Annotated in this window: 6 protein-coding genes and 1 tRNA gene; 3 read left to right on the top strand and 4 right to left on the bottom strand. The window is 46.1% G+C overall.

What is annotated here, in order from left to right:
* Positions 1-103 precede the first annotated feature (103 nt).
* Together QUA71_RS13050 and QUA71_RS13045 are read left to right on the top strand one after the other, a co-directional pair.
* Positions 104-2,674: a ComEC/Rec2 family competence protein gene (locus QUA71_RS13050; protein WP_333285482.1), complete on the top strand. Its 2,571-nt coding sequence runs from the start codon at positions 104-106 to the stop codon at positions 2,672-2,674.
* 60 nt (positions 2,675-2,734) lie between these two features.
* Positions 2,735-2,821: transfer RNA gene (locus tag QUA71_RS13045), tRNA-Ser, on the top strand.
* 428 nt (positions 2,822-3,249) lie between these two features.
* On the opposite strand, the gene QUA71_RS13040 is transcribed toward QUA71_RS13045, so the two are convergent.
* Entirely contained in the window at positions 3,250-8,724 is a 5,475-nt protein-coding gene (locus QUA71_RS13040) for an AAA family ATPase (protein ID WP_333285480.1), read from the bottom strand.
* Positions 8,725-9,654: 930 nt separating this feature from the next.
* On the opposite strand from QUA71_RS13040, the gene QUA71_RS13035 reads away from it, so the two are divergent.
* Positions 9,655-10,911 carry an FAD/NAD(P)-binding protein gene (locus tag QUA71_RS13035; RefSeq protein WP_333285478.1) on the top strand — a complete coding sequence of 419 codons (1,257 nt, stop codon included), beginning with the start codon at positions 9,655-9,657 and terminating at the stop codon, positions 10,909-10,911.
* 314 nt (positions 10,912-11,225) lie between these two features.
* On the opposite strand, the gene QUA71_RS13030 is transcribed toward QUA71_RS13035, so the two are convergent.
* The 3 genes from QUA71_RS13030 to QUA71_RS13020 form a co-directional block, all read right to left on the bottom strand.
* Positions 11,226-12,704: an NAD(P)/FAD-dependent oxidoreductase gene (locus QUA71_RS13030; protein WP_333285476.1), complete on the bottom strand. Its 1,479-nt coding sequence runs from the start codon at positions 12,702-12,704 to the stop codon at positions 11,226-11,228.
* Between the two features lie 193 nt (positions 12,705-12,897).
* The gene (gene cobD / locus QUA71_RS13025; protein WP_333285474.1) at positions 12,898-14,049 is read right to left on the bottom strand and encodes a threonine-phosphate decarboxylase CobD; all 1,152 of its coding nucleotides are present in this window, start codon (positions 14,047-14,049) and stop codon (positions 12,898-12,900) included.
* A gap of 15 nt (positions 14,050-14,064) precedes the next feature.
* Positions 14,065-14,373, bottom strand: coding sequence for an HU family DNA-binding protein (locus tag QUA71_RS13020; protein ID WP_278187376.1), 309 nt, complete (start codon positions 14,371-14,373; stop codon positions 14,065-14,067).
* Between the last annotated feature and the right edge of the window lie 17 nt (positions 14,374-14,390).

Raw genomic sequence — 14,390 nt, 5'->3', positions numbered from 1 at the left:
GTTTAGCTTTTTACTCCGATTGAAAAACCCGGTTTATTTGGTAAGGAGTGCATAATTCTTGCATCGGTTTACCTGAAATATTCCCCCTCTAAATTACTAATTAATGAATCAAGCAACGGGTGCCATTTTCTGTCTTGCCTACATTTTGGGATTGATTTCTACAGCGGTTTCTTGGGGTAGATACGGGATACTTGCTTTGGGAATAGCGGTGGCGATCGCCATGCCAAAATTGTTGCGAAAATTTACTAAAAATTCTGTCAAAGTCACCAAGAAAAGACGCACCCGGCAAAAAGAAAATGCTCTTGAAGAACCCTTAGATACGAGGGAAGAATTGAGTTTGTTGGAGATGCTGCCGAGAGCGAAATGGGTGTGGGCAGTTGCGGGTTTGGTGGCATTTCTAGCGAGCGTTTATTTTGCAGTTCGATCGCCCCAACCGGCAGTAGATGACATCAGCAAACTGATTCCGGCTGGCGGGAACACTCAAGAAGTGGCAGTGACAGTTCGCGGTAGAGTTGTCAGTACGCCTCGATTGACTCGATCGGGCCGATCGCAATTTTGGCTAGAAACAGATTTAGTTAGCGAAATCAACGGCGGCGAGGGAGGAGCAGTCGTCAACCGCCCAGTATCCGGCAAACTCTACGTTACAGTTCCCCTGCTGCAAGCAACGGGTTTGTACGCCGACAATACGATCGCAGTTGTGGGTTCCTTGTACAAACCGCAGCCGCCGTCGAATCCAGGGGCTTTTGATTTTCAAGCATATTTAGCCAGAGAAGGGGCTTTTGTCGGACTCAAAGGTCGTCAAATTGACTGGACGAGAGAAAAGGCGATTGCGGATGTAAATCGAGTTAACAGCCAAACGGCTGCTTTCTTGGAGCCCAGCGGGATGCAGCCATCGAAAATTCAAGCGATGCGGCAACGGATCGTGCGATCGCAACTATCGCAGTTAAATGTTCCCGAAGGGCCGCTGATCAGTGCGATCGCCCTCGGCAAACAAGCAGTAGATTTACCTTACAATATCCGCGACTATTTTGTGCAGGCTGGATTGGCCCACGCGATCGCAGCTTCCGGCACTCAAGTTTCAATGGTTTTGGCTTTAGTTCTAGGTTTAACCAGACGTTTTTCCAAACAATTACAATTTAGTTTTGGCGTCGGTGCTTTATTTTTGCTAGTGGCGTTAACTGGCTTTGAAGCTTCAGTATGCCGCGCTGCTTTGATGGGATTTGGAACCTTATTTGCTTTGGTGCTGAACCGCCAAGTTAAGCCGCTGGGGTTGCTGTTAATCGCTGCTACTATTTTACTGCTGGTTAACCCTTTGTGGATTTGGGATTTAGGTTTTCAACTGAGTTTTTTGGCGACTTTGGGGTTAATCGTGACAACGCCCCCGCTGATGGCAAAGTTGGACTGGATGCCTCCCGCGATCGCTTCGATTGTTGTGGTTCCGATCGCCGCTTCAGTTTGGGTGCTGCCGCTGTTACTTTATGTTTTTAGTGTGGTATCACCTTACAGCATTTTAGTTAATATTATTGCGGCTCCTTTGCTGTGGATTTTGAGTATTGGGGGGATGGTTAGCGCTTTAGCTGGATTGATTTTTCCGCCCGCTGGCAGTGTTTTAGCGCAACTGCTCGATTATCCGGCAAAGGGGTTAATTGCGATCGCCCAATATTTCTCGCAATTACCGGGTAATTCGGTAGCTGTCGGTCAAGTATCGGTCTTTCAGCTAATAGCGCTTTACAGTTTAATTTGCTGGGTTTGGATCGGGGAAAGAAGGAAGAAGGAAGAGGGAAGAAGGAAGAAGGAAGAGGGAAGAAGGAAGAAGGAAGAAGGAAGAAAGAAGAAGGGGAAAAGTAGAGTTATTTCGCTGCCGAGTTTTTCATCGGCTTGGATTTTACCGCTGGCGCTTGTGGCGGGAATAAGTATCATAGTTTTGCCAGCTTGGCAGGTTCAATCATCTTTATTTCAAGTTACTTTGCTGGCGACATCTGGCGATCCAGTTTTAGTAATTCAAGATAGGGGAAAAGTGGCGCTAATTAATAGCGGTGATGAAAATACCGTAAGGTTTACAGTGTTGCCTTTTTTGCAGCAGCAAGGAGTTAATTCTGTGAATTTTGCGATCGCCACTCACGGTCATTTAGGTTTGAGCAGTGGTTGGGGAAAATTACTACAACGCTTGCCAATTAAAACATTTTATGATAATAATGCTCCGAAACAAATTCACCGTGGCAACAGTCAGGAATTTATGACGGCTGTGCAATCTCGCCAAGGCGTTTACTTTCCTTTAGAAACTAACAGTACAGTTGATCTGGGTTCGACGCGGTTGCAGTTGGTGAATGCGGAGATTCCGGTGGTAGAATTCCTGGTGGGAAATCGAACTTGGTTGCTCGTCGGTGACATGACACCGGAAGCGCAAAAAAAATTGGCAGCAACGGGAACCTTGAAGCCGGCTCAAGTGCTGTGGTGGTCAGGAAAAGCCTTGACGGCCGAGTTATTGGGCGCAGTGGGGCCGCAAGTGGCGATCGCATCTGCTGACGAAATCGACCCAGAAACCGCAGCCCAACTGCGCCAAAGCAAAACTCAGATATTCTGGACAGGGCGCGACGGAGCCCTCCAGTGGACCCCAGCAGGGGGATTTAAGACCACTTTGGAATCTGAAGAAAATCAAACTTCTTTTTTATAAAGATTTACAATCTGGCGCACTGTGCGGTAAAATACTTTTAGCTCACATCTCAAATCAATTGGAGAGGTGGCAGAGCGGTTGAATGCGGTAGACTCGAAATCTACTTTAGGGGTAACTCTAACGTGGGTTCAAATCCCACCCTCTCCGTACATCTCAGCGTCAAGCGTCAAGCGCGCACCTTATTAACCTAGGGTGCGCGCCTTATCATATTATGAAATTTATGAAATTTAACTCCACAATCTCAGTAGCATGATAGCTGCTTTCATTTCGGGAAGGTAGAGGCTTAAAATCTCAAGGAAACTCTTAACTCAAAACAGGGCACAAAAAAAGGGAAGAGTATTGGTAAAGCGGGCGATTCCAAACCGCTGTCTCAATCACGAATAAAATGCGGGCGGAGGATGGGGGAATTAGTCTAGATTCTTTCTTTCCTTAGTCCGTAGGTCGCTAGTTCCTAGCAAAAGAACCCTTAGCCTGTTGCTCGTTCCCCGCTCTCCCTTCCCTCTTTCTTCTAATAAGGGGGCTTGATAATTGCGAGGTGGCGCTGCTAATTGCGCTAAAGACCTACTACGAACTGCTCACACCGGAATAGAAATCACAAACTCCGAACCCTGACCGAGGGAGGAATTCACCACTAATGTACCTCCATGTTTTTCCCCAACAATTTGGTGGGCTATAGACAATCCTAATCCAGTTCCTTGACCCACAGACTTAGTTGTGAATAAGTGGTTAAAGATGTTTTCCTTGACTTCGTTCGACATCCCCACTCCATTATCCTTAATGCGAATCAAAACGTGATTTTTGGATTCGCTCAGAGCAGTTTCAACCGTTATTTGATTAGGTCTGGCTTTAATTTCCTTAAAAGTGCGCTCCTTATTTGACTCCTCCAGAGCGTCAATGGCATTTGCCAGTACGTTCATAAATACCTGGTTTAACTGTCCGGGAAAGCATTTCACTAGGGGCAAGTTACCATACTCTTTCACAACTTCAATGGCAGGGCGGAACTCGCTGGCTTTTAAACGGTGCTTGAGAATTAGCAGAGTGCTTTCGAGCCCATCGTGAATATTGAAAGAAACGGGTCGATCGCTATCTGCTCTGGAAAACGTTCTCAAACTCGTACTGATATTGCGAATGCGCTCAACTCCCTCCTTCATCGAGCCAATCAATTTGGGCAAATCTTCTCGCAAATACTCCAAGTCTATATCCTCAATTTCTGTTTCAATTTCCCCTCCCGGATTGGGAAATCTTTCTTGATACAAATCAATCAAGTTGAATAAATCCCCGACGTATTCTTGAGCGGGTTGCAAGTTGCCGGCTATAAAGCCTACGGGATTGTTAATTTCGTGGGCTACCCCTGCGACTAAATTTCCGAGAGCAGACATCTTCTCACCTTGCACCAATTGCAGTTGCATCTGTTTGAGATCCTGGATAGATTGCTCTAGTTTTTGGGCATATTCCTGAGATTGTTGATACAGTCGGGCGTTCTGTAAGGAAATGGCAGCTTGGGAGCAGAGGATGTTGAGGATGGCGACGCGATCGCGCGTAAACGCCCCCGTTGTGAGATTATTCTCTAAATACAGAATCCCCATTACTTTGCCTTGATGGAGAATCGGAGTGCATAAAACGCTCTTGGGTTGCTGCTCAATGATGTAAGGATCGCCAGCCCACGTAGTTTGAGTGCTGGCCCGATCGAATACCAGAATTTCTTTTGTACGTTTGACGTAGTTAATTATGCTCAGAGGAATTGCTTTGCTTTCTTCAACTAGAAGCGCTTCCAAATGACAATCGTGGCGATTTATACACTGTACGGCAACTCTCCACTTTCCCGCTTCATCCAAAATTAATGCTCCGCTTTGTGCTCCGGCATTTTGAACTGCTACTTCCATCAAAGTAGTCAACAATTGCTCTAGTTCTATTTCACTGGAGAGAGCTTGAGAAGCTTTGATAACTGTCGGCAAATCTACTAATTCCGAACTGCTGCTGGTGCTACCGATAATTGTTCTATTGCTGTTAGATAGGGAGGATTCACTATTGGTGGAGGTGTGAATTGTTTCGCTCGGATACTGGCGACTTCGAGCCTGTTGCAGGATAGGAGCAAGCAATTGGGGATAGCGCTGTTCTAGATAATCAATCTTTGCTTTTGCTCCCCAACGAGCGTAGGCATAGTAAGCATCAATTAGATAGGGTTTTGCGAGTTTTTCTTTCCCCCATTCCAAATAGAATTTGGCAGCGAGTTCGTGAGCTAGTGCTTCTTCGTTAATGTATTCGTTTTCTTGGGCGAGGGCAATCGCTTTGTCGTACATCTCGATCGCTGCTACTTTTTGGTTTAAAACCCGATTTTTTTCTGCCTCAACTAGGTATAATTTGTGCAAAAAATTCATTGGGGCATGATCCGCCCATTTGTGCATTTTTTCTTGATTAGCTTGTACTCGGTCGAGAAGTTCCTGTTGCTCAGACTGTGGAGTATCGGCATACACGGCTAGCCGCACTAGAGAATCGTAAAAATAGAAGATGGCAATAATTATCTGCCCTGTACCTGCGCTCAAATAAGTTTCTATTTCAGTGATACTTTTCAACGCTTCTGGGTAATTTTCAAATACATAACAAAGCAAAAGTTTGTTTAGGTATACGTAAAAAATTCCCACGTAATTCTTGGTTTGCTGATACAGTGGCAGCATTGTGTCTGCGTCGTAGACTTCTCCTTTTAAATGGCATGGGTTTTCGCTTCTTCCTATCAAGTTTAAGACAGCTTGCCAATAGATTTTCTGATAATTAAGTGCTGCTTGTTGGTTAATTTTACTAATCGCATCTGCGTAGGTTGCCATTTCTCGTTCGAGATGCGTTAGTTGCTTGCCCACAAAATACGCGTAACAACTGTATTGAAAGATAGCATAACCAGCAAATTCTAACTCTCCGGTTTCCAGCCCACAAGAATAATCAGACAGCAAAGGTTTTAAAGTATTTCTGATGTGTTCTTTCCAAGGTTGAATACTAGAATGCACCATTGCGGATGTCTTGGCTTGGATTTCTTTGGCATTCAACTTTGACAATAGACGTAAAGCCAGTTGACCGAACTGATAGCCCCGCTCAATATCTCCCGCTCCGCACAGAAAAAAAGCATATAAGGTATAAGCATAGGGAGACACAGAAGCATTCCCATGTTGGACGGATAAATTGACCTGTTTGCTCACTATTAAAGGCACCAGTGGCGGCAGCACTATGTAGGCAGAAACAAATACACTTAACAGCATCTTTATAGTGGCCAGTTGATGAGGATCTGTCATTTGAGGGAGATCGATTAAGTCCTCAGTTGGCTTGCCGCTCAAAATAGACGCTGTTTCCCCTAATGCCTGTCCAATATCAGCCGGATTGGGTTCGGAAGGAAACTCTACCCCCAACTGCTTTAAAACTTGTAGTCCCGTATTCACAGCTTCCTGTAGCTTATTTTGCGTTATATAAGCTTGCATCTGGACTTCATATAGCTTCACTTTGTCCAGTAGCGTTTTGGCGCAGTTTTCCACGACAGATGCTAATTTTTCCCTCTGGTCAAAGTCACCGCTTAGATATGCCACCTCTGCTGCTTCTGTATACAGCGCTAATGTTAGTTCGTATTGATTATGCCAACTATTTGCTGCCAGTAATTCTCTGCCAATATTGAAATATTCAACCGCAGCAGAATAGGCAGTCGCAGCTTTGGCTTTCTTTCCGGCAACCAGATTTAACCGTGCTAATTGCTCCCGTTCTGCCTCTTGGGTAATTAGTTCAACTCCCACATTTAAGTGGTTGACAATATCAAATATTCTTTCTTCTCGTTCGGCTTCTGACGTATTCTGTAATAACAGTTGACCGATTTTTAAGTGAGTCGAACGCTTTTGGTTGTCAGGAATGAGGGAATAAGCAGCTTGTTGAATGCGATCGTGTAAAAACTTATATTTGGGTAATTGGTCAGGGGTAATTGATAATTGCTGAGATTCCTTTCCATTACCGATTACCGATTCGCTATCTCCCTGTGATTGATAAAACTTATAAACTTCGGTAACGGGTAAAATTAGCCCGTCTTGTAGTGCCTTCCATAAAGATGTTGCGGTTTCTACTGGCGAATTTTCATCAACAATTGCTAAAGTCCCTAAATCGAACTGATTGCCAATACAGGCTGCGAACTTCAAAACTTCTTGGGTTTGACTTGGCAACTTTTGCAACTGAAGCGCCATGAATTCTACTACATCATCGGTGATGGCTAGCGATCGCACTCTAGAGATATCGCACTGCCAATAACGAACCTCAAAATTAAACTCAATCAGTCCATCTTCATATAATGACTTGAGAAATTGAGTGCTAAAGAAGGGATTACCTTGCGTTTTTTGATACACCAATTGTGTCAAAGGTGTTGCTAACTCTGTCGAGCAAACTAAAGTATCTGCAATCAGATAATTAATATGTGACTGTTGTAAAGGAGCTAAAGTAATAGTATGCTTCTTTGCTCCCGCCTTTTCAATTTCCGATAAAGTCAGCATCAAGGGATGCGCTGGAAAAACTTCGTTATCTCGATAAGCTCCAATTAAAAATAGATAGCAGTTATCCAGGTCGCTCATCAGCAGTTGCATCAATTTCAATGATGCTGAGTCGGCCCATTGCAAATCGTCCAAGAAAATTACTAAAGGATGTTCTTTTGTGGTGAAGATTTGAATGAATTTTTCAAACAACAAGTTAAAGCGATTTTGCGCGGCACTGCCAGAAAGTTCGGGGACTGGCAGTTGCGGCCCGATAATACGTTCTAGTTCGGGAATGATTTCAACTATCGCCCCAGCACTATCGCCCAAAGCAGTCAAAATTTCCGATTTCCATTGTTCAACTTTCGCATCTGTTTCAGATAGCAATTGTCCCATAAAGTCGCGAAAAGCTTGGACAAAGGCACTAAAGGGAAGGTTGCGTTGGAATTGGTCAAATTTGCCTTTAATAAAGTAGCCACGCTGCCGGACAATAGGTTTGTGAACTTCGTTGACGACAGCGGTTTTACCAATACCAGAAAAACCCGAAACGAGCATCATTTCAGTGCTACCTGCACTCACCCGGTCAAAGGCGGCTAGCAACGAAAATACTTCGCTTTCTCGACCGTACAATTTTTCGGGGATAGTAAAGCGATCGCACAAATCTCGCTCCCCTATGGTAAATTTAGTCAGCGCCCCTGTCCCTTGCGACTGGGATAAACAAGTTTCCCAATCAAACTTGAGTCCTAGGGCACTTTGATAGCGAGCTTCAGCATTCTTCGCCATCAGTTTGCTGACAATCTCCGACAGCACCCATGGAACGCTTTTGTTGACACTTGAGACTGGGAGCGGCTGTTTGGCGAGGTGGCAGTGTACCAAATCCATGGGGTCATCCGTTTGGAATGGTAACTTTCCTGTTAGTAATTCGTAGAATGTTACTCCTAGCGAGTAGAAATCTGTGCGGTAATCAATGCCTCGATTCATTCGCCCCGTTTGTTCGGGAGATATATAAGGTAAAGTGCCTTCAAGGACGTTGGGATTTTGAATTTCTTGGGTTTCGCGCGGCAGCATGGAAGCGATGCTGAAGTCAATCACCTTCACTTCTTTGCTGGTGGGGTTAATTAGAATATTGGCGGGCTTGAGGTCTTTATGGATGACGTGGTGGCGATGAAGTCCGTCAAGGGCGTTGGCAATTTGAATCGCCATAGGAAGAAACTCGTTAACGGGCAAGCCTTCTGGGGTTTCGTTGCTATCGGATGCTAGACTAGCAAGGTAGTTACTTAAGGAAATTCCGCCAAAGTCTTCCATCACCAGAGCATAGCGGTTATGATAGCTCTCCAGGCTGTATACCTTGACAGTGCCGGGGATATTTAAGTTTTTAGCAATGACGTATTGGTTGCGGAAGTGAACGAGTTCGTTGAAGCTGGGAAACTCATTTCGCAGCAGTTTGATCGCGACGGGTTGCCCATTTGAAGAGCGAATGCCGCGATAAACTAGAGTTCGATTGCCTGCGTAAATTTCCTCGTTAATGTGATATCCTAGGAAAAGTTTTGTAAGGTTAATCATATCTACGTATTCCTACGGCTTCTGTCAAGCCCGAAGCTTCTTAGAGTTACTATCTACTATTTTCGCTCGCTCTGCTGTGCTATTCAGTCAAGTACATTTTTCTTAATATACTTTGTGGCTCAACTTATGAAAGTGCCAGTTTAAAACAATAGTGGAAGATTTTATGTAAGAGCTGTTTATACTTGAGTTAAGACTAAGTAGAAAATGAAGAAGGTTAAGGCTGATTAAACGACAGCAGTTGATAGAAGAGGAATTTAAGAGGCTAATCAGATACTTAATAGTATTTTTGAAACCGATGCTGGAATGCGATCGCCTATTCAATCTAATGTCTAGTTTAGCTCATAATTTAATCTCATCATTACAATTCGAGCGATTCTGCATTTACAGCAGGAAGCAGAGGAAATCGAGTTTGTGCGCCAGAAAATTGCCGATCACTTAGGAGTCATCGGATCGCAAGCTGAATTATTTGTCAAGATTCAATAACAAGCTGCCCAATTCTCAGAAGTGAATCACGTATTAAATGCCAAAGTTCCGAAGCGGAGAATGAAACTAGCCCAAGTCAATCAGGCACTCCAAGCAGAAATTAGCGCCCGTCAGCGATGCTTGCCGGCTCTGGCAATTGAGGCAGCGCCACAGGCAGTCGGCTAAGTTTTTTTTACAAGTTTTTTTTACTTTTATCGTAACGCCCACCGACGATCGTCCCGACGCTTTCCGAGATCGGTTTTCATTCCGGTGGGCTAAAAAACTCGGTTTCTGAGCGCCCCAGGGCGCTCAGGATGGGCAGAAATCTCTCAGAAAACCGGTTTCTGAGCTTTTGCGTATCCTGTCTCTTTCTGCGGAACATCCATCCTCCTTGCTCTCGAAAGGCGTAAACTTGATGCTCGATTAACCTAAAATGAGAATTGTTATCATTCGCAAATTTCACTTCTCATGCAAGCGAACTCAGAAGCCACGCCGCCCCAAATTGATTTAGCTGTAATCGGCGCTGGGCCCCACGCTCTGACTCTAATACCACACATATTGAAAAAACGCAACAGCATCCGGGATAAAGTTTTAGCATTCGATCCGAGCGGCGAATGGCTGACCCAGTGGCGGAGGCAATTTGCCGCTTTAGAAATTGGGCATTTGCGATCGCCCGCAGTGCACCACCCAGATCCCAACCCTTACGAATTGCGGAGGTTTGCCCAAAATCGCTCCTGCGAATTGTTTCCCCCCTACGATTTGCCTGGAAGTCGGTTATTTGAGGAATTTTGCGGGGACACAATAAAAAGGTGGGAATTGGGCGATCGAGTTATCAAAGCAAAAGTTACCCGCATTCAGCCGAAATCTGGCCGTTTCCGCCTGTGGTTTGAAGACGGAAAAAGTGCGATCGCCCGCCGAGTAATTGTCGCCGCCGGAAGTGGAAAACCGCATTTACCAGCGTGGGCAAATCAAATTCAAACACAGCATCCCGCCGAAAGAATTCGCCACTCCCATCAAATAGATTTGCGAAATTTGCAATTGCAAGGAGAACAAATATTAATTGTCGGCGGCGGACTAACCAGCGGACATTTAGCAGTAGGAGCAACCGCCAGAGGAGCAAAAGTCCTGTTAATGACTAGGCGCTATTTCCAAGAAAAACTATTTGATGCCGAACCCGGTTGGTTGGGGCCAAAATACCTCAAAGGATTCGCCGCCGAACCAGATTGGCATTCGCGGTGGGAAATCATTCAACAAGCCCGCAACGGCGGCTCGATGACACCGGAAATTATGACACAGTTGCGGAGGTTCTCCCGCAGCGAAAAACTGACATTTCACGAACAGTGCGAAGTTGTTGGCGTTCGGTGGGAAAATAACAGATGGACTGTTGATTGCAGCAGTGGGGAGACGTTATTGGTCGATCGAATTTGGCTAGCAACCGGCACCAAACTAGACATTGCAGCCGAGCCCATGTTCAAAGAAATGCTAGAAACGCATCCCATTGAAATAGTTAAAGGTTTGCCAGTCTTAGACAAACACCTGCGTTGGCCCGGATGCGAATTATTTTTGACCGGTGGTTTAGCAGCGCTGCAAGTGGGGCCAGTCGCAAGAAACCTTTCTGGGGCGAGAATGGCTTGCGATCGCATTGTACCGGCGATCGTCAAATCCAGCATTGCACTCTCGCCAGCAATAATTAGTCATATCAATTCCGGTTGCACCCATACATGATTGTTGACTGTTGACGGGCGGGTCGAAAAACTGCATGGTTGAGTGTTAACTGTTGACTCGATTTTATTATTCCGATGCAACCGGAAACGATATCAGTAGTCATTAGTTATCAGTGAGTAGTCATCAGTTATTAGTTAAGTTGTGGTACATTAAAATTGCATATTTCTGGCGGCGCCCGAGCAACTACACACTTATGGTTTGATTATTTAGTGACATACAATTTTAATGCTGAGTGAGCTTATTAGCAAGTTACTTTTTAACTCTGCGCTCATCATAAAAATTTCAAAAAATCCTACTACAAACATTGGATTTCTTTACTTATTCCAATACCTGCGCCAGTGAAACAAATTCTCCCACAAATTCTGGATAAAAGTATTGCTGCCCAAGCGCTGCGACTCCCAAAGAGAGGCAGTTTGACCGTTAATTGCCGAAAAACTCGACCAAATATAAGGAAGTTCGGCGATCGCCTCAACCTTCATCCCGTGACGCACAGCCAAGGCGATCGCGTGAATCAACTCAGCAGCTTGTGGCCCCACAATACTCGCTCCCAAAATCTCCCCGTTGCGATGCCCGACAATCTTACAAAAACCAGTTGTATCGCCGGACATTTGAGCTCTTTCAACATTCTTGAAATATTCCCGACCAATAATGAGATCGTCTCCAAAACGGCGCCTTGCTTGCGCTTCAGTCAAGCCAACCCTCGCCAATTGCGGATCAGAAAAAATCGCCCAAGGAATCCCGCGATAATCAATTTGAAACATCGGCAAAAACAAAGCATTTTTCACAGCAACCGCAGCTTCGCAATTAGCGATGTGAGGGAACGGATAACCCCCAGCAAGATCGCCGATCGCGTAAATGCGGCGATTAGTTGTTTGCAGCTTTTCATTTAAAATCACCCCCCGATCGCTGAATTTAACCCCAGCGGCTTCGAGATTTAACCATGCAAAATGATGCTGGCGGCCCGTGGCCAGAAAAATCTCCTCAGCTTCGATCGCCCTTGGCCCAGCTTGAATCCACTTTTTACCCTCAATCACCCTCGCTTGAGTCACCTCAGTAGCAGTCAGAATTCGCACTCCTTCAGCTTCCATTGCAGCTTGAACCAAACCAGCAGCCTCCCGGTCTTCTTTAGCCAAAATGTGCGAACTTTTCACCACCAAAGTGACAGCAACCCCCAGCCGAGCAAAAGTCTGAGCTACTTCGACACCGCTGGGATCGGCGCCGATTACAGCTAAACTTTTAGGCAACTGTGGAAGTTTTGCTAATTCCCCGACAGTTTCGGAAGTAAAAAAGCCAGCAGATGAAAGTCCTTCTATATTGGGAATCGTCGGCAGAGTAGGACAAGCCAGCAAATAACAGAGCGATCGCAATTTCCTATCGCCCGCGACAAAAGCCAAATCCGGTTTCGCCACAAACTCGCCGCTGCCAAAAATAACATCGACCCCGCGAGCAGCCAAAACGCCGAGATCATCAATTTCTGACAAATTAGAAACAACACCCTCGGCCCACTTTAGAACCCCGTCAAACCCCAATTTTATCGGCATAGAGGAATTAGCGACTTCCCAGCGAACCCCCAACTGCTGGCGGGTTATCTGCTGGGCAAAACGAGCAGCCTCCCTCAAAGTTTGGCTGTATCTCAAACCAAGGTCGATCGACTCTTTACCCCTTGTCGGCAAATCTTGCGAATTACTTAGCGGTTCCACCAAAGCAACGCGAGCCGGGAAATTAGTTGCAGTCAAAGCAGCATAACGTCCGGCCGGAGTTCCACCAATAATCACTAAATCATAGTCAAGCATAAATAAAAAAGTCAGTAGTCATTAGTCATTAGTTTAGGACGATCCGCGCGCCCGGTCAGAAACCCGGTTTCTTCCTAGATACTTCGCTGCAAAACCCAATATTTATCAGAGAAACCGGGTTTCTTGGGGATGTCCGCTCAAACGACCAATAAAATCGGTTTGTCAACTTTTATTGGTTGTTAACAGTCAACAGTCAACTGACAACCGTCAACTGACGAATAACTTCGGAAAGTCCAGCAATTAGCTGCAGATTGTCCGCCCTTGAGCGCACAGCCACCCGAAAAAATCTATCGCCCAACTCAGGAAAACTTAAACAATCCCGAATCAAAATCCGGTGTCGTTCCAACAGACTTTTTTGAATAGAAGAAACCGACATCGACGACTCAACCAATAAGAAATTAGCCGCCCCTGCAAAAGGCTGCAAACCCGGTAAATTAGCCAAACCCTCAAATAGCTCTCGGCGAGCAACAGGCAGCCAATCCCAAGTTTGCTGCTCAAACACAGTATCTCGCACCACAGCAGCAGCAGCAGCAGCAGCCAAAGCATTCACAGGCCAAGGATCGCGCTGCAACTGCCACCGGCGGAGAATATCGGGATGGGCGATCGCACAGCCCAAGCGCAGTCCCGGCAGAGAATAGAATTTAGTGAGCGATCGTAAAATCACCAAATTGGGAAACTCCTCAACAGCATCGATCAAAGTTTCCTGCTCAGAAGGCGGTAGAAAGTCCATAAAGGCCTCATCCACCACCACCATACCTAACTGCTTCACATAAGGCAAAATCGCCTCTCTACCAAACAGCAAACCCGTAGGATTGTGCGGATTGTTCAGGAGCAAACCTCGTCGATGGGCATCGATAGCAAGAGGAACTGGGAGACAGAGAGAAGGGGAGACAAGGGAACGGTTAGAAACCGACAAATCATCCGTTACTAACCGGCTTCCAGCCTCCGCGTCCAACGATTGGAGTTCCAAAGGGCATTTCAGCACCTGCGCGCCGAAAGCCGAAAGAGCCCGCGAGTAATCGCCAAAAGCCGGAGTCACCACATAAGTCGCCTCCAGCTTCGACAAATCCCAAGCCGCCCAAGTCAACAATTCCGCCGAACCATTCCCCGGCAAAATCCAATCTCGGTCAACATTCAAAGCCTCCCCCAAAGCAGTCCTGAGCTCCCCATAATCCGGATCGGGGTAAGCCGTCAGACTGCTCAAGTGTGCTTGAATCGCAGCCAGGGCCGACTCAGGAGGGCCCAAAGGACTGATACTCGCAGAAAAATCGAGAATAGCAGAGGCAGGGCAGCCTGCCAGTGCGGCTGCCCAAGCTAAATTCCCACCGTGTACAGGTCTAATCAAGACTCAGTTCGCCAGCTATTCCGCGTTTTTCGGGGGTGCAACTCTGTCCTTAAACAACTTCCCTGCGGAAAATGCAGGAACTCTGGTTGCCGGGATTTCCATCTTGTCGCCAGTTTTGGGATTGCGACCCTCGCGGGCCTTGCGTTCCCGCGACTCAAACGAGCCAAAACCGACCAGCGTCACTTTGTCGCCATCGGAGACAGCTTCCATGATTGCTTCAAGGGCGGCACTCAAAACAGCATCTGCCTGTTTTTTCGTCACGCTAGCCTTTTCCGCGACTGCATCAACCAATTCACCTTTGTTCATTGCGAACTCCTTCTGGATTTGCAAAATTACGTTAA

The organism is Microcoleus sp. MON1_C5 (assembly GCF_036701875.1).
Taxonomy (GTDB): Bacteria; Cyanobacteriota; Cyanobacteriia; order Cyanobacteriales; family Microcoleaceae; genus Microcoleus.
The sequence above is the reverse complement of the archived record's forward strand: the minus strand, read 5'-3'. Positions and strand labels throughout refer to the sequence as shown.